Here is a 20,019-nt window from a genome sequence, read left to right as displayed (position 1 = left end):
TCTGACACCATTCCCCGGGGGCCCCGTTCGGCGGATGGACGGAGCTCGTTTGGCCAGACTTGCGACCAGGGGACGGATGGGACCGCGCAGTGCGGGGCTACGAACGCCAGGAGCGAGAGCCGGCGGCTGACGTCGACCACCTCTCTCGGTTCGAGGCCGAGATGGAGCGGCTGAAGACCGAGCGGGAAAAGGCGATCCAGCACGCCGAGGACCTCGGCTACCAGGTCGAGGTGCTGCGCGCCAAGCTGCACGAGGCGCGCCGCACCATCATGTCCCGGCCCTCCTTCGACGGCGGTGACATCGGCTACCAGGCCGAGCAGTTGCTGCGGAACGCGCAGATCCAGGCCGACCAGCTGCGTCAGGACGCCGAGCGCGAGCTCAGCCAGGCCCGTGCCCAGACCCAGCGCATCCTCCAGGAGCACGCCGAGCAGGCCGCCCGGCTCCAGGCCGAGCTGCACCAGGAGGCGGTCACCCGCCGCCAGCAGCTGGACCAGGAGCTGGCCGAGCGCCGGCAGACCGTCGAGTCGCACGTCAACGAGAACGTGGCCTGGGCGGAGCAGCTGCGCGCCCGCACCGAGTCCCAGGCGCGCCGGCTGCTCGACGAGTCCCGTGCCGAGGCCGAGCAGGCCCTGGCCGCCGCCCGTGCGGAGGCCGAGCGGGTCGCGAGCGAGGCCAGGCAGCGGCTGCAGAGCGAGGCCGAGGAGGCCCGCGCGGAGGCCGACCAGCTGCTGCGCCGGGCCCGTGCGGACGCCGAGCGGCTGCTGAACGCCGCGTCCACCCAGGCCCAGGAGGCCACCGACCACGCCGAGCAGCTGCGCAACTCCTCCGCCACCGAGTCGGACTCCGCCCGCCGCCAGGCGCAGGAGCTGAGCCGGGCCGCCGAGCAGCGCATGGCGCAGGCCGAGGAGGCGCTGCGCAAGGCGCAGGCCGAGGCCGACAAGCTGGTCACCGAGGCCACGGCGGCGGCCGAGAAGGCCCTCGCCAGCGCCGAGTCGACGAACGAGCAGCGCACCCGTACGGCGAAGGAGCAGGTCGCCCGGCTGGTCGAGGAGGCCACCAAGGAGGCCGAGGCCACCAAGTCGGACGCCGAGCAGGTCGTCGCGGACGCCCGTTCCGAGGCCGAGCGGATCGTCGCCGAGGCCTCAGAGAAGGCCCGCACGATCACGGCCGAGGAGAGCGCGACCCAGCTGTCCAAGGCGGCCAAGACGGCCGAGGACGTCCTCAACAGGGCGCAGGAGGACGCGAAGAACACCACCAAGGCCGCCGCCGAGGAGGCCGAGCGGATCCGCTCCGAGGCCGAGGCCGAGGCGGACCGGCTGCGCGCCGAGGCGCACGACCTGGCCGAGCAGCTCAAGGGCGCGGCCAAGGACGACACCAAGGAGTACCGCGCCAAGACGGTCGAGCTGCAGGAGGAGGCGCGTCGGCTGCGCGGCGAGGCCGAGCAGCTGCGTGCCGACGCGGTCGCCGAGGGCGAGAAGATCCGCGCGGAGGCCCGCAAGGAGGCCGTCCAGCAGATCGAGGAGGCGGCCAAGACCGCCGAGGAGCTGCTCGCGAAGTCCCGGCAGGACGCGGACGAGCTGCGCCAGAAGGCCACCGCGGACAGCGAGAAGGTCCGTACGGAGGCCATCGAGCGGGCGACCACGCTGCGCCGGCAGGCCGAGGAGACCCTCCAGCGCACCCGTCAGGAGGCGGAGCGGCACCGCGAGGAGGTCGTCGAGCAGTCCGAGGGCATCAAGGCCGAGGCCGAGCGGGCCGCGCGGGAGCTGCAGGAGGAGACCGAGCGGGCCATGGAGGCCCGCCGCGCGGAGGCCGCCGAGGAGCTGACGCGGCTGCACACGGAGGCCGAGGAGCGCTTCGCCGCCGCCGAGCAGGCACTGACCGAGGCCCGCGAGGAGGCCTCGCGGATCCGCCGCGAGGCCGCCGAGGAGAGCGAGCGGCTGCGCACCGAGGCCGCCGAGCGGATCCGCACCCTGCAGGCGCAGGCCGAGGCGGAGGCCGACCGGCTGCGCGACGAGGCCGCGTCGGACGCGTCCGCGTCCCGGGCCGAGGGCGAGGCCATCGCCGTACGCCTGCGGTCCGAGGCCGCCGCGGAGGCGGAGCGGCTGAAGTCGGAGGCTCAGGAGAGCGCCGACCGGGTGCGGGCGGAGGCGCTGGCCGCCGCCGAGCGGCTCGGCACCGAGGCGTCCGAGACGCTGGCCGCCGCGCAGGAGGAGGCCAACCGGCGCCGTCGCGAGGCCGAGGAGACCCTCGGCGCCGCACGCACCGAGGCCGACCAGGAGCGCGAGCGGGCGCGCGAGCAGAGCGAGGAGCTGCTGGCCTCGGCGCGCAACCGCGTGGAGGAGGCGCAGGCCGAGGCCGTGCGGCTGGTCGAGGAGGCCGACCGGCGCGCGACCGAGATGGTGTCGGGCGCCGAGCAGCACGCCCAGCAGGTACGGGACTCGGTGGCCGGGCTGCACGAGCAGGCCCAGGAGGAGATCACCGGGCTGCGCAGCGCCGCCGAGCACGCGGCGGACCGTACCCGGCGCGAGGCGCAGGAGGAGGCGGACCGGGTCCGCGCCGACGCCTACGCCGAGCGGGAGCGGGCCAGCGAGGACGCGAGCCGCATCCGGCGCGAGGCGAACGAGGAGACCGACGCCGCCAAGGCGCTCGCCGAGCGCACGGTCGGAGAGGCGATCGCGGAGTCGGAGCGGCTGCGTTCGGACGCGGCCGAGTACGCGCAGCGGGTGCGTACGGAGGCCTCGGACGCGATCGCCGAGGCCGACCAGGCGGCGGCGCGCACCCGGGCGGACGCCCGCGAGGACGCCAACCGCATCCGCTCGGACGCGGCGACGCAGGCGGACGCCCTCATCACCGAGGCACGCGCCGAGGCCGAGCGGCTCACCACCGAGACGGTCCGGGACACCGACCAGCTGCGCACCGAGACGGTCGCGGAAGCCGAGCGGGTGCGCGCCGAGGCGGTCGCCAAGGCGGAGAAGCTGATCGCGGACGCCACCGGGGACGCGGAGCGGCTGCGCGCCGAGGCCGCCGACACGGTCGGGGCGGCGCAGCAGCACGCCGAGCGGATCCGCAGCGAGTCGGAGCGGGTCAAAACGGAGGCGGCGGCCGAGGCCGAGCGGCTGGTCAACGCCGCGCGCGAGGAGGCCGAGCGCACCCTGGACGAGGCCCGCAAGGACGCCAACAAGCGGCGCCAGGACGTGGCCGAGCAGGTCGACACCCTCATCACGGAGACCACGGCCGAGGCCGACAAACTGCTCTCCGAGGCGCAGCAGCAGGCCCAAAGGACCACCGCCGACGCCGAGGCGCAGGCCGACACCATGGTGGGCGCGGCCCGCAAGGAGGCCGAACGCCTGGTCTCGGAGGCGACGGTCGAGGGCAACGCGCGAGTGGAGAAGGCCCGTACGGACGCGGACGAACTGCTCGTCGGCGCCCGCCGGGATGCCACCCAGATCCGCGAGCGCGCGGAGGAGCTGCGCGACCGCATCACGAGTGAGATCGAGGCGCTGCACGAGCGGGCCCGCCGCGAGGCCGCCGAGACGATGAAGTCGACCGGCGACCGCTGCGACGCGCTCATCAAGGCCGCCGAGGAGCAGCTGGCCAAGGCGCAGGCGAAGGCCAAGGAGCTGGTCTCGGAGGCCAACTCCGAGGCGGGCAAGGTCCGTATCGCCGCCGTGAAGAAGGCCGAGGGGCTTCTGAAGGAGGCCGAGCAGAAGAAGTCGGCGCTCGTGAAGGAGGCCGAGGAGCTCAAGGCCGAGGCGATCCGCGAGGCCAGGCGCACCGTCGAGGAGGGAAAGCGCGAGCTGGAGATCCTGGTGCGCCGGCGCGAGGACATCAACGCCGAGATCTCCCGTGTCCAGGACGTCCTGGAGGCGTTGGAGTCTTTCGAGGCCCCGGCTGCGGGCAAGGACGGTGGCGTCAAGGCGGGTGCCACGGTCGGCGCCCCCCGTTCGGGTAAGCCGTCGGACAGCTGATCGACAGGTGCAAATCCGGTGCCGTCTGGGGCCTTTGACCAATTTTTTGGCAAGTGGTCCGAGGGTTAGCCACCCAAAAGGGGTCTCATTCTGCAGATCAAACACGTATCCGCTCGATGACACACCGCTTCGGCCCCTAGGATTCCCCCTATCACCTCACCGGTCTCATTTGACAGGAACCCCATGAGCGACACTTCCCCCTACGGCTTCGAGCTTGTGCGGCGTGGGTACGACCGCGCTCAGGTGGACGAACGAATCTCCAAGCTCGTCTCCGACCGTGACAGCGCTCTCGCCCGCATCACCGCTCTGGAAAAGCGCATCGAGGAGCTCCACCTCGAGACGCAGAACGCCCAGGCCCAGGTAACCGACGCAGAGCCGTCGTACGCCGGTCTCGGCGCGCGTGTCGAGAAGATCCTCCGCCTCGCCGAGGAAGAGGCCAAGGATCTGCGCGAGGAGGCCCGTCGCGCGGCCGAGCAGCACCGCGAACTCGCGGAGTCGGCGGCCCAGCAGGTCCGCAACGACGCAGAATCGTTCGCGGCGGAGCGCAAGGCCAAGGCCGAGGACGAGGGCGTCCGGATCGTCGAGAAGGCCAAGAGTGACGCCTCGCAGCTGCGTTCCGAGGCGCAGAAGGACGCGCAGTCCAAGCGCGAGGAGGCCGACGCCCTCTTCGAGGAGACCCGCGCCAAGGCCGCGCAGGCCGCCGCCGACTTCGAGACGAACCTCGCCAAGCGCCGCGAGCAGTCCGAGCGCGACCTGGCGTCCCGTCAGGCCAAGGCCGAGAAGCGCCTCGCGGAGATCGAGCACCGCGCGGAGCAGCTTCGCCTGGAGGCCGAGAAGCTGCGCACCGACGCCGAGCGCCGCGCCCGCCAGACGGTGGAGACGGCCCAGCGCCAGGCCGAGGACATCGTGGCCGACGCGAACGCCAAGGCCGACCGGATCCGTTCGGAATCCGAGCGCGAGCTGGCCGCCCTCACCAACCGCCGCGACAGCATCAACGCCCAGCTGACGAACGTCCGCGAGATGCTCGCGACGCTCACCGGCGCGGCGGTGGCTGCCGCCGGTTCGCCGGCCGAGGACGAGCCGATCTCCCGTGGGGTTCCGGCGCAGCAGACCCGGTAACACCGCCTGACACGGCAACGGCAAGGGCCCGCACCCTCTCCCCCGAACGGTGCGGGCCTTTGTCATGCCCCACGGGCGTTCGAGTGGCAGCCCCCGAACCCCGGTCTTAGCGTGACTTCATGATCGAGCTCGAGGGCCTGACCAAGCGGTACGGCGAGAAACTGGCGGTCAACAACCTCACCTTCACCGTCAGGCCCGGCATGGTGACCGGGTTCCTCGGGCCGAACGGGGCCGGCAAGTCGACGACGATGCGGATGATGCTGGGGCTCGACCGGCCCACCGCGGGGGACGTCCGGATCGACGGCCGGCACTACGACCACCTCAGGGACCCGCTGCGGTACATCGGCGCCCTGCTGGACGCCAAGGCCGTGCACGGCGGCCGCAGCGCCTTCAACCATCTGCTGTGCCTCGCGCAGAGCAACGGCATCCCCAGAAGGCGCGTGGCCGAGGTCCTCGACGCGGTGGGCCTCACGGCGGTCGCGGGGAAGAAGGCCAAGGGGTTCTCGCTGGGCATGGGACAGCGGCTCGGCATCGCGGGCGCGCTGCTCGGCGACCCGCGGATCCTGATGTTCGACGAGCCGGTCAACGGCCTCGACCCCGAGGGCATCCACTGGATCCGCAATCTGATGAAGTCCCTGGCCGCCCAGGGGCGGACCGTCTTCGTCTCCTCCCACCTGATGAGCGAGATGGCGCTGACCGCCGACCATCTCGTCGTCATCGGACAGGGCCGGCTGCTCGCCGACACCTCCATGGCCGACTTCATCGAGCGGAACTCCCGCTCGTACATCCGGATCCGCTCCCCGCAGCGCGAACGGCTGCTCGACGTGCTGCACGAGGAGGGCGTCACCGTCATCGAGTCCGGCAGCGGGGCGCTGGAGGTGGACGGCGGCAAGGCCGAGCAGATCGGCGAACTGGCCGCACAGCACCAGATCGTGCTGCACGAGCTGAGTCCCCAGCAGGCCTCCCTGGAGGAGGCGTTCATGCAGTTGACCGCGGGGTCGGTGGAGTACCACGCACACGCCGAGACACCCCTTGAGACGCGCTTCGAGACGTCCTTCGAGACGCCCCGGGAGCGGCAGCACTGGGGCGAGGACTGGAAGAGGAGATGAGCATGGCGGCGATGCAGGTCGTACGGTCCGAGTGGACCAAGATCCGGTCGGTGGCGTCCACGGTGTGGACCCTCTCCCTCGCCGCGGTCGTCACCATCGCCCTCGGCATGCTGATCTCGGCGCTTTCCAGCCACGAGTTCGACAAGATGAGCCGGCAGGACCGGCTGACCTTCGACCCGACCTTCATCAGTTTCGCGGGCATGAGCCTCGGTCAGCTCGCGATGATCGTCTTCGGGGTGCTCGTCGTCTCGAACGAGTACAGCACCGGCATGATCCGCACCTCGCTGGCCGCCGTACCGCAGCGCGGCACCTTCCTGTTCAGCAAGATCGCCGTGGCGACCGGCCTCGCGCTCGTCGTCGCCATGGCGACCGGCTTCGTCGCCTTCTTCCTCGGGCAGGCCATGCTCGGCACGCACCGCGCCTCGATCGGCGACCCGCACGTGCTGCGCGCCGTGATCGGGGGCGGCCTCTACATGACCCTCATCGCGGTGTTCTCGATGGGCGTCGCCGCGATGCTCCGCTCGCCGATGCTGTCGCTGGGCATCCTGATGCCGTTCTTCTTCCTGATCTCCAACATCCTGGGCAATGTCGACGCGACCAAGAAGATCGGCCGGTTCCTGCCGGACCAGGCCGGCAGCAAGATCATGCAGGTGGTTCCGCGGATCGACGAGGACACCTCGTACGGGCCCTGGGGCGGTCTCGGGATCATGGTGCTGTGGGTGGTCGCGGCGCTCGCGGGCGGCTATGTGCTGCTGAAGAGGCGGGACGCGTAGCGCTCCGCCGGGACGGCGCTCCGCGCCGGTAAGCGGACTCACATTGCTTTACTTTCATTTGAGCGGAACCGTCAGCTCCTCGATATCCTCCTAACCCTTACGGGGGCGTGTGCCCCGCTGTCCTGAACCTTTCGATGGGTGCGGAGCATGATCGAGGCTGTAGGCCTGACCAAGCGCTACGGCGACAAGACCGCCGTGTACAACCTTTCCTTCCAGGTGCGGCCGGGTGCCGTCACCGGCTTCCTGGGCCCGAACGGCTCCGGCAAGTCGACGACGATGCGCATGATCCTCGGCCTGGACAACCCCACCGCGGGGCAGGTGACGATCGGCGGCTACCCGTACCCGAAGCTGCCCAACGCCCCCCGCCAGGTGGGCGCCCTGCTCGACGCCAAGGCCGTGCACGGCGGCCGGTCGGCCCGCAGCCATCTGCTGTGCCTGGCCCAGCTGTCCGGCATCCCGGCCCGCCGGGTCGACGAGGTGCTGGGCGTGGTCGGTCTCCAGGAGGTGGCCAAGAAGCGCTCCAAGGGCTTCTCCCTCGGCATGGGGCAGCGGCTCGGCATCGCCGCCGCGCTGCTCGGCGACCCCCAGGTGCTGCTCTTCGACGAGCCGGTCAACGGCCTCGACCCCGAGGGCATCCTCTGGGTGCGCAACCTGATGAAGGCGCTCGCGGCGGAGGGCCGTACGGTCTTCGTCTCCTCCCACCTCATGAGCGAGATGGCGCTGACCGCCGACCATCTCATCGTGATCGGACGCGGACAGCTGCTGGCCGACATGAGCGTGAGGGACTTCATCTCGGCGAACTCCGCGGACTTCGCGCGCGTGCGTACCCCGGACACCGAGCCGCAGCTGCGCGAGAAGCTGACGTCCGCGCTCACCGAGGCGGGCGGTCACGTGCTGCCCGAGCAGGACGGCGCCCTGCGGGTCACGGGGCTGGCGCTCCCCCGCATCAGCGACATCGCGCACGACGCCGACGTACGCCTGTGGGAGCTCTCGCCGCACCAGGCCTCCCTGGAGGAGGCGTACATGCGGATGACGCAGGGGGCCGTGGACTACCGCTCGACCATCGACCAGAAGGCGGGGCTGCAGCAGCCGCTGCCGCCCGGTGTGCAGCCGCCGATGCCGGTGCCCGGGCAGGGCCAGCCCGACTGGTACGCCCCGCCGCCGCCCCAGGAGGGCGGGCAGCCGTTCGCCATGCCGCAGGCACAGCCGGGTCCGTACGGCGCCGGGCAGCCCCCGGCGGGCCCCTACGGCGCTCCGGGCGCCCCCGGCGCGGGTCAGTCCAACCCGTACGCCCAGCCGGCGCCCGCGGCGCCCCGGACGCCGGCCGCGCCGCCCCAGCCCCCCGCCTCCGCCGCCCCCGCCGACCTGACCAAGCCCGAGGACGCCCGATGAGCACCCCGCAGCCCCCGATGCCGCAGGCCGCCGCACCCGACTGGCAGGCCGCGGCGTCCGGTTCGCCGTACCCCACCTACACCTCGCCGATCCCCGTGGTGCGCACCCATCTCGGGCACGCGATCTCCTCGGAGTGGACGAAGATCAGGTCGGTGCGCTCCACCATGTGGACGCTCGGCGTGTTCCTGCTGCTGGTCGTCGGCATCGGACTGCTGGTCGCCGCGCTGGTCGCCGCCAATCAGGGCGAGGACAGCCTGAGGGACCAGAACCCGTTGTCCTTCGGTGTGTTCGGGCTGCTCCTCGGCAGCATGTGCATCATCACGCTCGGCGTGCTGACCACGGCCTCGGAGTACGGCACCGGCATGATCCGCACCACCATGACCGCGTGCCCGTCACGCGCGCGCGTGCTGGCGGCGAAGGCGATCGTGTTCTTCGCGGTGGCGTTCACCGTCACGTTCGCCTCGGTGCTCCTGGTGGCCGTCGTGGACGTCGCCATGCTGAAGGGCGCCAGGTCTCCGTCCGGCGGCGAGTGGCTGAAGGGCACCTTCGGCATCTCGCTCTACATCGCGCTGCTCGGACTGCTCTCGCTCCTCGTCGGCTCGATCATCCGGCACTCGGCGGGCGCCATCACCATCATGATCGCCCTGGTGCTGGCGCCGCTGGTGATCGCGCTGTTCATGTTCTCGCAGGCCCTGGAGAAGGTGCGCCAGGCCCTGTTCGACTACTCGATCCCGAACCAGCTCAGCGCCTTCTACACCACCACCCTCAGCCGCACCGGCCCGACCGGCTGGGACCCGGTGTGGATCGCGGTGGGTGTGACGGCCGCCGCGTTCGCCGGCGCGGTCGTGCTGCTGCAGAGGCGTGACGTGTAACGGGGCTTCAGAACTTCGGCGCGTTACGGGACCGCTGCACCCGCGTGGTGCGGCGGTCCTTCGCGTTCCAGCACGCCTTGTGCCAGTGGCGGCGCTCGTCGACGCCCGAGTGCTCGGGCCAGGCCACCACGTGCGGGACGCCGGAGGGGATCATCTGGTCGCACCCGGGGCAGCGGTATGTCTTGCCCTGCGCGCTCGCGCCCGCCACGTGCCGCACACTCCACTCCTCCCCCTGCCAGCTCTCGGTGGACTGCCAGCCGCCGTAACGGCCGGGCCGGTCGTCCTCGCCGCTCCGGCCGGACGAGCCCGACGGATCGGCACCCTTGGGTCGGTTGCGACGCGGAGACACGGGACACCTCACGGGGCTATACAGGAAGCACGGGTCGTGTCCAGCCTACGGGGCGCGGACGGGGGTACGCGTAGAGCAACGGCCGGCCCCCGTCCCCGCCGCGACCCCCCATTCTGCAGACAATCCGCAAATCTCTTCGCCAGGCCGTGTCCTCGGCACGTGTCAGACGGTTATGCGGGTGGGGGAGCTCCGCGTCGGAGCCAAGGAAGCAGGAAAAGCAATGCGCGTAGGAAGTTTCGTGTTGGCGGCCCAGTTCCCGGGGCAGGGCCAGGGGGAGGCGCTGCACCGCGCGGTCCGCTCGGCCGAGGTCGCCGAGGAAGCGGGTCTCGACTCGGTCTGGCTGGCCGAGCACCACTTCGTGCCGTACGGGACCTGCCCGTCGGCGATCACCCTGGCGGCCCTGCTCCTCGGCCGCACCCGCAGGATCCAGGTCGGCACAGCGGTCACCGTACTGCCCACCGCCCACCCCGTGGCGGTCGGCGAGCAGGCCGCGCTGCTGCACCTCACCTCCGGCGGGCGCTTCTCGCTGGGCGTGGGCCGCGGCGGACCGTGGGTCGACCTGGAGGTGTTCGGCTCCGGCATCAAGGCGTACGAGGAGGGCTTCCCCGAATCACTCGATCTGCTGCTGCGCTGGCTGCGCGAGCCGGCGGTCGGGGCCGAGGGCGAGCGCTTCGGCTTCCGTGAAGTGCCCGTCGTACCAAGGCCGTCGGAGTCCCTGTCGGAGGTCGAGGGCCCCGAGGTCGTCGTCGCGTGCACCTCGCCGTCGAGTGTGCGGCAGGCCGCCGAGCGGGGGCTGCCGATGCTGCTGGGCATGCATGTGGGTGACGAGGAGAAGGCCGAGATGGTCGCCCTGTGGCGGCAGCTCGCGCGCGCCGCCGGACACTCCGCGGAGACGGTCCTGGGCGCGGCCCATGTCTCGGCCGGCGTCTGCCAGATCGCGGACCGGCGTACGGACGCCGTGGAGGCGCTGACGAAGGCGATGCCGGGCTGGCTGAAGCAGGGCCTGGAGGCCCATGTCACGGTGGACGGCCGCACCCGGCAGATGCGCGACCCGCTGGCCTACACCGAACTGCTCTGCGGACTGCACCCGGTGGGCACCCCGCGCCTGTGCGCCGACCGGCTCGCGGCGACCAGCGAGCGGACCGGCATCTCCCGCTTCGCCCTGCTCGTGGAGGGCTCGGGAGACCTGGCGGCCACCGAGGAGAACGTACGGCGGCTGGGCGCCGAGGTGCTCCCGCACCTCGGTTGAACGGGCCTGCCCGGCTGCGAAACCTGCCGCTCCGGCTGCGGAGCTTGCCGCCCCAGTACTGAATGCACCTCCCGCGTACGGAGCGGCAAGCAAGCGGCATGCTCCTCAGCAGTCCCGGAACTCCGGGGACTGGTTGAGTACCTGACTGCGGACCGAGGTGAAGCGGGCCAGCGTCTCGTCGACCGAGGCGTCCAATGGGAACACCGCCACCCGGTGGCAGTTCTGGAAGGCCAGCCGGACACCGAAATGCCTCTGCAGCGCGCCGCGTATGGCGTCACTCGCGAGCGCACGCAGCAGCTGTCCGCGTGCCTGCTCGTCCGGCGGGGGCGTCTGGTTGTCGGCGAAATTGCCGCCGTCGACCTTCAGCTGGGCCACCAGGGAGCTGATCATCTCCCATGCGTAAGGCAGGGAGGTCCGGACGCAGTCGACGAATTCTGCTTCGTCGACCTCGCCTCGCTCGGCCTTCTCGAGTAGGGCCGGTGAGACGTCGAGCGACATGGGTTCTCCTCTCGCACCCCCGTGGTCGACAGGGGTTGCCGGACAGATAAGGGAGTTCGCGATACCGAACACGCTCAGTACTCGTCTCGCGACCTCCCGTTTACTACGGTAAGCAACGGGCGGTGACCGCACCAGGAAAATGCGTACATGGAGCGCCCTCTTTGGGCACACAATCAGCCACGAATGAACATGGGTTGTCTCGGGTCTTCCGGGGCGAATCGCGTCCACCCCGGCCCGTCGAGTAGCGTTGCCGACCATGCGTCTCGTCATTGCCCGATGCTCCGTGGACTACGCGGGCCGGCTCACCGCCCATCTCCCTTCGGCGCCCCGCCTGATCCTGGTGAAGGCCGACGGCAGCGTCTCCATCCACGCGGACGACCGCGCCTACAAGCCCCTGAACTGGATGTCCCCGCCCTGCACCCTGAAGGAGGGCGCGGGCGACGACGAGGGCGTGTGGACCGTCATCAACAAGGCGGGCGAGAAGCTCATCATCACGATGGAGGAGATCCTCCACGACTCCTCGCACGAACTGGGCGTGGATCCGGGCCTGATCAAGGACGGCGTGGAAGCACACCTTCAGGAGCTGCTCGCGGACCGCATCGAGACGCTCGGCGACGGCTACACGCTCATCCGCCGCGAGTACATGACGGCCATCGGCCCGGTCGACATCCTGTGCCGGGACGCCGAGGGGCAGACCGTCGCGGTCGAGATCAAGCGGCGCGGAGAGATCGACGGCGTGGAGCAGCTCACCCGCTACCTCGAGCTGCTGAACCGCGACCCCCATCTCGCCCCGGTCCGCGGCATCTTCGCGGCCCAGGAGATCAAGCCGCAGGCCCGGGTCCTCGCCACGGACCGCGGAATCGGCTGCGCGGTGCTGGACTACGACGCCCTGAGGGGCATCGAGGACGACAAGCTGCGGCTGTTCTAGCCATCGGCTCCATTGCTACGACGAAGAGGGCCGGGTCCGTGGAGACGGACCCGGCCCCCTTGTGTCGACGGACCCTCACATCACCGAGCCGGAGCTGCTGCCTGTCGGTGCGCTCGCCGGACTGGTCGTCGAGGCCGGAGTGCTGGCGACCGGGGCGGTGGAGGTGATCGGCGCGCTGGCCGAGTTGGAGGTGGACGGTGGCGTCGGCTGCGTCGGCGTCGGCGAAGACGTGTCGCTCGGCGTAGGGGACGCCGACTTCGTAGGCGTCGGAGATGTCGACTTCGTAGGCGTCGGAGATGTCGACTTCGTAGGGGTCGGAGATGTCGACTTCGTAGGCGTGGAAGCGCCCCCCGACCCCTTCGTACCGCTCGGGTTGTCCGACGGCTGCCCCGTGCTCGACGACGGCGTCGGGGTGCCCGAGGTGCCGGGTGTGGCGCCGGGGCCCGGGCCCGTGGGGCGGCTCGTGGCGGTGCCGGTGTCGCTCTTCGGCTTGTCGGCGCCCAGGCTGCCGTCGTCGGTGCCCTGGCTGGCGGACGGGTTGACGCCGACGTTGTCGGACGGGTTGTTGGCGTCGTTGTTGGACGTGGCGCCGAGCGTCACGACCGTACCGAGCACGGCGGCGAGCAGTGCGCCCGCGCCGGCCGCGACGAGGTTGCGCCGGGCGAGGCCGCGGATGCCGCCGCGGTGGCTCTTGGCCGGCGGGCCGGACACGGCCCGGTTGACGACGATGGTCGAGGTGTCGCCGGACGAGGGCGGCGGGCTCGCCGGGAACGCGGCCGGCACTCCGCCGGGCGGCGACTGGGACTCCTCGTAGCGCGCGTCCGGGACCTCCTCGCCCGCCGTCGAGCCGAGGCCCGGCGTGGTGCCGGAGCGGTCGGAGACCAGGGCGAGGGCGCGGCGGCCCGCGACCGTGCCGCGCTTGTCGGCGAGCGCGCCGCGCAGCCCGATGGAGGACTCCAGCTCGGCGCGGGCCCGGTCGAGCTGCCCGCCGCAGAGCGCGAGGATGCCCAACTCGTGGTGGAAGTAAGCCTGTTCGGACACCTCGCCGGCGAGCCGGGCGGCCTCGGAACCGGATCGCAGCGCCCGCTCCCAGGCGCCCCAGTGCAGGCCGGCGGCGAACGCGGGCGCCGCCGTGCGGGCCAGCCGGACGGTGACGCTCTCCTCGCCCTCGGCGGGCGCGGTCGTGCCCGGCACCAGGACACCGAGGGCGGCGAGCAGGGCGTCGGCCTCGGCGCACACGCGCTCCGGGGTGACCGAGGGGTGTCCCGCCCACCAGGCGTAGTGCTGGGCGGCGGTCAGGGCCTGCGCCTCGGTGTCGTCGCCGTATCCGGCGGCCTCGAGCTGGGCGAGGACCCCGGCGGCGAGCCGGTAGCGGGAGCCGACCGCGGAGACCAGTCCGCAGGAGGCCAGTTCGCCGAGGGCGGCGTCCGCATGGGTGTCGCCGACCAGCGCCGGCAGATGTGCCTGGTGCGGCACCTCACCGCCGAGCGCGACGGCGAACCGCAGCGTGGCGCGCGCCGAGGCGCTGAGCCGGGAGGCCAGCAGCGGCGCGGGGGCCGCGGCCTCGCCGAGCGACGGCAGGGGTACGTCGTCGCCGTCCTCGGTGTCGAGCGAGGCGTCGAAGGGCGCGTCCGCGGGGATCGCGTCCTCGAACACGCCGAAGGCCTCGACGGCGCTGGTCCCGGCGCGCTGCTGGTCGCGCTGGCGCAGCAGGGCGCCGGCCTGGATGAAGCGCAGCGGCAGGCCCTCGGACTCGAACCAGAGGTCGCCGGCCCAGTTGGCCTCCTCCTCCGTCAGCACCCGGCCGACGGCGCGCTCGATGAGCTCCACGCCGCCCGCACGGTCGAGACCGCCGAGGAAGACCTCTTCGATGGCGGAGTCGGCGGAGGGCGCGGGCACCTCGGGCGTCGCGCCGATCACGAAGGCGCACTCGGGCGTCGCGTCCAGCAGCTCGTCGAGACCGGCGCCGCCGAACTCGACGTCGTCGAGGACGACGACCGCGCCGATCTCCCGGACCAGTTCGAGCAGTTCGTCCCGTTCCGGGCGGTGCAGGGGCGCGTTGTAGACGGCGTAGAAGAGGTCGTACAGCAGGTCGCTCGCCGTGCGGTGGAAGCCGCTGAGCCGGACCACGCCGTCGGGGGCGAGGTCCGCGCAGTCCTCGGCGACCAGGTCGAGGAGGGCGGTGCGGCCGGAGCCCGCGGGGCCGGTGAGACGCACGGAACGACCGCGGGCCAGCAGCCGGACCAGGCGCTCGCGCTCGTCCTGGCGTTCCAGGAGATGCAAGGAGGGCCGGCCCGGTCCCGGCGGGACGGGCGGCTTGGCCGCGCGGTTCACCTCGGCACGCTCGGCGGCCGTGAACTTCTCGGGCCGCCCCGGGCGTTCGCCCGGCGGGCAGACCTCTATTTCGCTGCCGTCGACGGGATTGACGGTGAGCAGGTAGTCGCCCGTGACAAGCTGTACGGTGCGCGCGAGCGCGGGCGAGTGCTGGCCGAAGTCGGGTGTGAGGGAGTCCCTGGGCGGGCGCTGGCGCGGCGCGCTGCCGTCGCCTTCATGGCCGTACTCCTCGGGTCCCCGCGTGTTCGGGTCCATAGGTTCAAGCCCCCCAAAAGCGTCGTGTGTGCCTCGAGCCCCTCCCGGCCTTGCTGCACACCGCGCTGTCGCTTCTGGTCCGGACCCGCTTGCAGGGATGTCAGGCAGCGGGCGACCGAACCCTAAACCTTCGCTCAGTATCTACGACAGTCCGGGGTACCGCGCCGTGCGAGACGTCACAGTCTCGTGAGGATCACCCTGGAGGGTCACACGCGGGGCAGTGACTCCACCCCGATGCCGCCCTCGATCGCCAGGATCCGGTGCAGCCGGGTGGCCACCAGCAGGCGCTGCATCTGCGGTGGAACGTCGCGCAGCACCAGGCGCCGGCCACAGCGGCCGGCCCGCCGGTGGACGCCCATGATCACCCCGAGTCCGGTGGCGTCCCAGGAGTCCAGTTCGGACAGGTCGAGCACCAGGTCGCCGACTCCGTCGTCGACGGCCGAGTGCAGGACCGTACGGGCGTCCGCCGCGCTGCGGACGTCGAGGCGGCCCCCGACGACCAGCTCGGCGTGGTCGCCCCTGATGTACATATGCGCTCCCCGAGAGTGCGGTGACGTACTCCGTGACGGTGGCTGTGCAACGTCTGACTGCTTCAGCGACGACGAGGTTGCCGTCTGTAAGCGAACCGATACCGAATTCACCCCCGCGGGTGATACCCGCGGGGCCTGTGCGGTTTCAGTGGCTGTACGTACTGGTGTGTCAGTACGTGTAGAAGCCCTGCCCGCTCTTGCGCCCGATGTCACCGGCGTCAACCATCCGGCGCATCAGCTCCGGCGGTGCGAACTTCTCGTCCTGCGACTCGGTGTAGATGTTGCTGGTGGCGTGCAGCAGGATGTCGACCCCGGTCAGGTCCGCCGTGGCGAGCGGTCCCATCGCGTGGCCGAAGCCCAGCTTGCAGGCGAGGTCGATGTCCTCGGCGCTCGCCACGCCCGACTCGTAGAGCTTGGTCGCCTCGACGACGAGGGCGGAGATGAGACGGGTCGTCACGAAACCGGCGACGTCCCGGTTGACGACGATGCAGGTCTTGCCGACGGACTCGGCGAACTCCCGCGCGGTGGCAAGTGCTTCGTCGCTCGTCTTGTAGCCGCGGACGAGCTCGACGAGCTGCATCATCGGCACCGGCGAGAAGAAGTGGACGCCGACGACCCGCTCGGGGTGCTCGGTGGCCGCCGCGATCTTGGTGATCGGGATCGCGGAGGTGTTGGAGGCGAGCACGGTGTCCGGGCGGACGATCTTGTCGAGCGCCCGGAAGATCTCGTGCTTGACTTCCAGCTTCTCGAAGACGGCCTCGACGACGACGTCCGCGTCGGCGGCGGCGTCCAGGTCGGTGGTCGCGGTGATGCGGCCGAGGGCGGCGTCGGCGTCGTGCGCCTCCAGCTTGCCCTTGCTGACGAACTTGTCGTACGAGGCCTTGATGCCGTCGGTGCCACGCTTCAGCGCTTCGTCGGTGACGTCACGCAGGACCACGTCCCAGCCCGCCTGCGCGGAGACCTGGGCGATGCCGGAACCCATCAAGCCGGCGCCGATGACGGCAAGCTTCCGTGCCACGTTTACGACTCCCCTTTGAAACGCCTTACACACTGTTTATGTCTGCTTCTTCGGCGGACCTTAGCGCTCGTGAGGTGCTGTGTGACCGGTAAGTAATGCGCGTCACGTCTCATCTGACGGACATCACACCGGGGCGGGTCATTCCGTGCCTCGGACGGCGTAGTTGAGCACCTTCTCGCCCAACAGCTCCTCGATGTCGTCCAGGAGGACCAGTACCTCTCGTGACACTTCGCCCGGGTTGCGCCCCTTGACCATCTCACGGCCGACGACCCCCATCACACAGCTGTGGACCCAGCCGAGCTGACCTGCGATCAGATGCGGCATCGGGTCGTCGTCGGCCGCGCCGGTGTCCTCGCGCAGGGCCTGTTCGAGATTGGCCTGAACCTCCTGCCCGATCGCCCACAGCCGGGAGCGCAGGGCGGGAGCGTTCTCGATGACGCGCATGAAGGCGGCGAACCCCGGGATCAGCCCGACCCTCGGCGAGACCGCCTCCACCTCCTCGCGCAGCTCCCGCAGGACGGCGGCAGCGGCGGACTCCCCCTTGTTCCGGCCGCGCACCCAGCGGGCCATCCGGTCGACCATGCCGACGGAGCGGTCGAAGAAGAGGTCCTCCTTCGCCGGGAAGTAGTTGTAGACGGTATTGACGGAGACGTCGGCGGCCTCGGCGATCTCCGCGACCGTGACCGCGTCGAAGCCGCGCTCGATGAACAGCCCCGTGGCGACGTCCGAGATGTACTGCCGGGTCTGCCGCTTCTTCCGCTCCCTGAGCCCCTCTGCCATGTCCGAATCCTAGCTTTCGCTGGGCCCACTGAAAACTTGGAGTCATTGCAAAATTGGTGAGCCTCTGTTTTTCTGTACGGCATGGCAGTCATCAGCGCGGCCGGACTGGCCCGCACCTTCCCGACCAAACGCGGCCCCGTTCAGGCCGTCCGCGGTGTCGACCTCACCGTCCGCGAGGGCGAGATCCTCGGTTTCCTCGGCCCGAACGGCGCCGGCAAGACCACCACCCTGCGCATGCTCACGACCCTGCTCGCCCCGACCGGCGGCGCGGCCACCGTCGCCGGCCACGACCTCGCCGCCGATCCCGCGGGCGTACGGAGGGCCTGCGGTTACGTCGCCCAGTCGGGCGGGGTCGACGCGCAGATCAGCGTGCGGGAGGAACTCGTCACCCAGGGCCGCCTCTACCGCCTGACAAAGCCCCAGGCGATCGCACGCGCCGACGAGTTGGCCCGCGACCTGGGCCTCTGCGAGCTCCTCGACCGGAAGACCTCCGCCCTCTCCGGCGGTCAGCGGCGCCGCCTGGACATCGCGATGGCCCTCACCCACCGCCCGAAGGTCCTCTTCCTCGACGAGCCGACGACCGGCCTCGACCCCGGCAGCCGCGCCGACCTGTGGGACCTGATCCGCCGTCTGCGCGACGAGCACGGCACCACGGTCTTCCTGACCACCCATTACCTGGACGAGGCCGACGCCCTCTCCGACCGTCTGGTGATCGTCGACAAGGGAGTGGTCGTGGCGGAGGGCACGCCCACCGCGCTCAAGCTCCGGTACGGCGGCTCGATCGACGCGAGCCTCCAGGACACCTTCCTCGCCATCACCGGCCGCGGTCCCTCCCCGGCCGACGCCGCCCCCGTAGCCGTATAGGAATCCGATGCTGCTCCACGACACCGCACTGATCTACGGCCGCTACCTCCGCCAGTCCCTGCGCTCCCGCTTCGCGCTGCTCTTCGGCGTGCTGATGCCGCTCCTGTATCTCCTCTTCTTCGGACCGCTGCTGACGGGGCTGCCGCTCGGCGGGCGGGGCAGTTCCTGGCAGCTCCTCGTGCCGGGGCTGCTGCTTCAACTCGGTCTGTTCGGGGCGTCGTTCGCGGGGTTCTCGATCATCATCGAGCAGAGCCAGGGGGTGGTCGAGCGGATGCGGGTGACACCCGTCAGCCGCCTCGCGCTTCTGCTGGGCCGGGTGCTGCGCGACGCCACGGTGTTCGTCTTCCAGGCGGTGCTGCTGGTGGTCGCGGCCGTGGTGATGGGGCTGCGGGCGCCGCTCGCCGGGGTCCTGATCGGCTTCGGGTTCGTCGCCCTGCTGACGGTCTCGCTCGGCTCGCTGTCGTACGCGCTGGCGATGAAGGTCCGCACCCCGCAGGAGTTCGGGCCGCTGATCAACGCCATGACCATGCCGTCGATGCTGCTGTCCGGTCTGATGCTGCCCATGTCCCTGGCCCCGGTCTGGCTGAACGTGCTCTCGCACTTCATGCCGTTCCGCTATCTGGTGGACGCGGTGCGGGACGCATACGTGGGCGCGTACGCGACGGATCACATGCTCTACGGCGTCCTGGTCGCCCTCGGTTTCGCGGCGCTCGCCGTGACAGTGGGCACACGCGTGTTCCGGACGGCCGGAGCGTAACTACGCTGGTCACATGGTCAATCTGACGCGCATCTACACCAGGACCGGCGACCAGGGCACCACCGCCCTCGGCGACATGAGCCGGGTCGCCAAGACCGATCTGCGGATCTCCGCGTACGCGGACGCCAACGAGGCGAACGCGGTGATCGGTACGGCGATCGCGCTGGGCGGGCTTGAGGAGGGGATCGTCAAGGTCCTCACCCGCGTGCAGAACGACCTGTTCGACGTGGGTGCGGACCTGTCCACGCCGGTCGTCGAGAACCCCGAGTTCCCGCCGCTGCGGGTCGAGCAGTTCTACGTCGACAAGCTGGAGGCGGACTGCGACCGCTTCAACGAGCGGCTGGAGAAGCTGCGCTCCTTCATCCTCCCGGGCGGCACCCCGGGCGCGGCCCTGCTGCACCAGGCCTGCACGGTCGTACGGCGGGCGGAGCGCTCCACGTGGGCCGCGCTGGAGGTGCACGGTGAGGTGATGAATCCCCTCACCGCGACCTACCTGAACCGTCTGTCGGACCTCCTGTTCATCCTGGCCCGCACCGCCAACAAGGACGTCGGCGATGTGCTGTGGGTGCCGGGCGGGGAGCGCTAGCGCTCGGCGTCATGCGCCGCGTCCTGGTCCGCCCGGGCGACGGCGGATTCGGCGGCGGCCACCTTCTGCTGCATCTCCGAGTAGCCGGAGGGGGTCGCGGGCGTGGCGGGTGCCTTGTCCGCCGTGCCGCCGTGGGGCGCGCAGCCCGCGGTGAGTCCCGCGAGGAGGGCCGCCGCGGCGGCCGCGGCCTTCAGACGCATCAGCTCGCGCCCTCGTTGTTGTCCTTGCACCAGGTCCGGACGTCGTTCAGGTCCTTCTGCCGCTGCTGGAGCGTCGTCACCAGGGACTTGCGGAAGGTCAGCCGGTCCTGGAGGTACGTGGCGATCTCGCTGTGACCGGCTGCCTTCGCCTGGTCCACCCGCTGCTGCAGCCGGGCGATCGAACCGCGCTTGTCGGCGCCGGCGTTCAGCCGGTTCAGGGCGCGGTCGATGCGTCGGTCGATCTTCGGCGCCCGCTTGCACAGGGCCTTGGCCCCGTCCCCGGCCGGGGCGGCCGTGGACGCGGGCGAGGGCGTGCTCTCGGCCACAGCAGCTCCCGTACCGCCGGCCAGGATCGCCGCTACGGCCGCCCCCACGAGCAGTGTGCGCCGGTGTCGTCGTCCATACATCTCAGCCTCCGTTCCGCGGACGGCCCTTCGT

19 protein-coding genes are annotated in these 20,019 nt (G+C 71.2%); 11 read left to right on the top strand and 8 right to left on the bottom strand.

The window, feature by feature from the left end:
- Positions 1 to 89 precede the first annotated feature (89 nt).
- The 6 genes from scy (at position 90) to ACFY1U_RS10075 (ending at position 9,233) form a co-directional block, all read left to right on the top strand.
- Positions 90 to 3,968 carry a polarized growth protein Scy gene (scy, locus tag ACFY1U_RS10100; RefSeq protein ID WP_390693608.1) on the top strand — a complete coding sequence of 1,293 codons (3,879 nt, stop codon included), beginning with the start codon at positions 90 to 92 and terminating at the stop codon, positions 3,966 to 3,968.
- 183 nt (positions 3,969 to 4,151) lie between these two features.
- Positions 4,152 to 5,087, top strand: coding sequence for a cellulose-binding protein (locus ACFY1U_RS10095; protein WP_030950047.1), 936 nt, complete (start codon positions 4,152 to 4,154; stop codon positions 5,085 to 5,087).
- A 119-nt stretch (positions 5,088 to 5,206) separates the two neighbouring features.
- Positions 5,207 to 6,196, top strand: a complete 990-nt coding sequence (locus ACFY1U_RS10090; protein ID WP_390693607.1) for an ABC transporter ATP-binding protein — start codon at positions 5,207 to 5,209, stop codon at positions 6,194 to 6,196.
- A gap of 2 nt (positions 6,197 to 6,198) precedes the next feature.
- Complete coding sequence (locus ACFY1U_RS10085; RefSeq protein ID WP_390693606.1) at positions 6,199 to 6,969, top strand: ABC transporter permease; 771 nt, start codon at positions 6,199 to 6,201, stop codon at positions 6,967 to 6,969.
- A 147-nt stretch (positions 6,970 to 7,116) separates the two neighbouring features.
- Entirely contained in the window at positions 7,117 to 8,361 is a 1,245-nt protein-coding gene (locus ACFY1U_RS10080; RefSeq protein WP_390693605.1) for an ABC transporter ATP-binding protein, read from the top strand.
- Complete coding sequence (locus tag ACFY1U_RS10075) at positions 8,358 to 9,233, top strand: ABC transporter permease (protein WP_390693604.1); 876 nt, start codon at positions 8,358 to 8,360, stop codon at positions 9,231 to 9,233. Before ACFY1U_RS10080 ends, ACFY1U_RS10075 begins: the two co-directional genes overlap by 4 nt.
- Before the next feature lie 7 nt (positions 9,234 to 9,240).
- On the opposite strand, the gene ACFY1U_RS10070 is transcribed toward ACFY1U_RS10075, so the two are convergent.
- The gene (locus tag ACFY1U_RS10070; protein WP_115905851.1) at positions 9,241 to 9,582 is read right to left on the bottom strand and encodes an ATP/GTP-binding protein; all 342 of its coding nucleotides are present in this window, start codon (positions 9,580 to 9,582) and stop codon (positions 9,241 to 9,243) included.
- A 220-nt stretch (positions 9,583 to 9,802) separates the two neighbouring features.
- On the opposite strand from ACFY1U_RS10070, the gene ACFY1U_RS10065 reads away from it, so the two are divergent.
- On the top strand, positions 9,803 to 10,831 hold the full coding sequence (locus tag ACFY1U_RS10065; protein ID WP_390693603.1) for an LLM class flavin-dependent oxidoreductase: 1,029 nt from the start codon (positions 9,803 to 9,805) through the stop codon (positions 10,829 to 10,831).
- Positions 10,832 to 10,936: 105 nt separating this feature from the next.
- Here ACFY1U_RS10065 and ACFY1U_RS10060 read toward each other — a convergent pair whose 3' ends face one another.
- Positions 10,937 to 11,329: an SCO5389 family protein gene (locus ACFY1U_RS10060; RefSeq protein ID WP_030928593.1), complete on the bottom strand. Its 393-nt coding sequence runs from the start codon at positions 11,327 to 11,329 to the stop codon at positions 10,937 to 10,939.
- 256 nt (positions 11,330 to 11,585) lie between these two features.
- On the opposite strand from ACFY1U_RS10060, the gene nucS reads away from it, so the two are divergent.
- A complete protein-coding gene (nucS, locus tag ACFY1U_RS10055) occupies positions 11,586 to 12,257 on the top strand; it encodes an endonuclease NucS (protein ID WP_099931327.1) in 672 nt (223 codons plus the stop codon).
- 75 nt (positions 12,258 to 12,332) lie between these two features.
- Here nucS and ACFY1U_RS10050 read toward each other — a convergent pair whose 3' ends face one another.
- From ACFY1U_RS10050 to ACFY1U_RS10035, 4 genes are all read right to left on the bottom strand, one after another.
- Positions 12,333 to 14,846, bottom strand: a complete 2,514-nt coding sequence (locus ACFY1U_RS10050; protein WP_390693602.1) for an ATP-binding protein — start codon at positions 14,844 to 14,846, stop codon at positions 12,333 to 12,335.
- 206 nt (positions 14,847 to 15,052) lie between these two features.
- Positions 15,053 to 15,376 carry an STAS domain-containing protein gene (locus tag ACFY1U_RS10045; protein ID WP_030928603.1) on the bottom strand — a complete coding sequence of 108 codons (324 nt, stop codon included), beginning with the start codon at positions 15,374 to 15,376 and terminating at the stop codon, positions 15,053 to 15,055.
- 169 nt (positions 15,377 to 15,545) lie between these two features.
- The gene (locus ACFY1U_RS10040) at positions 15,546 to 16,394 is read right to left on the bottom strand and encodes a 3-hydroxyacyl-CoA dehydrogenase family protein (RefSeq protein WP_030928606.1); all 849 of its coding nucleotides are present in this window, start codon (positions 16,392 to 16,394) and stop codon (positions 15,546 to 15,548) included.
- Between the two features lie 138 nt (positions 16,395 to 16,532).
- Positions 16,533 to 17,174, bottom strand: coding sequence for a TetR/AcrR family transcriptional regulator (locus tag ACFY1U_RS10035; protein WP_390693601.1), 642 nt, complete (start codon positions 17,172 to 17,174; stop codon positions 16,533 to 16,535).
- 81 nt (positions 17,175 to 17,255) lie between these two features.
- Between ACFY1U_RS10035 and ACFY1U_RS10030 the strand changes: the two genes are divergently transcribed.
- Genes ACFY1U_RS10030 through ACFY1U_RS10020 form a run of 3 tightly spaced genes read left to right on the top strand, consistent with a single transcriptional unit; the run spans position 17,256 to position 19,381 of the window.
- The gene (locus tag ACFY1U_RS10030; protein WP_390693600.1) at positions 17,256 to 18,038 is read left to right on the top strand and encodes an ABC transporter ATP-binding protein; all 783 of its coding nucleotides are present in this window, start codon (positions 17,256 to 17,258) and stop codon (positions 18,036 to 18,038) included.
- 7 nt (positions 18,039 to 18,045) lie between these two features.
- On the top strand, positions 18,046 to 18,795 hold the full coding sequence (locus ACFY1U_RS10025; RefSeq protein ID WP_390693599.1) for an ABC transporter permease: 750 nt from the start codon (positions 18,046 to 18,048) through the stop codon (positions 18,793 to 18,795).
- Between the two features lie 13 nt (positions 18,796 to 18,808).
- Positions 18,809 to 19,381 carry a cob(I)yrinic acid a,c-diamide adenosyltransferase gene (locus tag ACFY1U_RS10020; RefSeq protein ID WP_390693598.1) on the top strand — a complete coding sequence of 191 codons (573 nt, stop codon included), beginning with the start codon at positions 18,809 to 18,811 and terminating at the stop codon, positions 19,379 to 19,381.
- On the opposite strand, the gene ACFY1U_RS10015 is transcribed toward ACFY1U_RS10020, so the two are convergent.
- Together ACFY1U_RS10015 and ACFY1U_RS10010 are read right to left on the bottom strand one after the other, a co-directional pair.
- Positions 19,378 to 19,581: a hypothetical protein gene (locus ACFY1U_RS10015; protein ID WP_390693597.1), complete on the bottom strand. Its 204-nt coding sequence runs from the start codon at positions 19,579 to 19,581 to the stop codon at positions 19,378 to 19,380. The two genes, ACFY1U_RS10020 and ACFY1U_RS10015, sit on opposite strands and share 4 nt — an antisense overlap.
- A complete protein-coding gene (locus tag ACFY1U_RS10010) occupies positions 19,581 to 19,988 on the bottom strand; it encodes a hypothetical protein (protein WP_390693596.1) in 408 nt (135 codons plus the stop codon). The genes ACFY1U_RS10015 and ACFY1U_RS10010 overlap by 1 nt, the downstream gene beginning before the upstream one ends.
- Positions 19,989 to 20,019 lie beyond the last annotated feature (31 nt).

Source organism: Streptomyces sp. NPDC001351 (assembly GCF_042896045.1).
Lineage (GTDB): Bacteria > Actinomycetota > Actinomycetes > Streptomycetales > Streptomycetaceae > Streptomyces.
The sequence above is the reverse complement of the archived record's forward strand: the minus strand, read 5'-3'. Positions and strand labels throughout refer to the sequence as shown.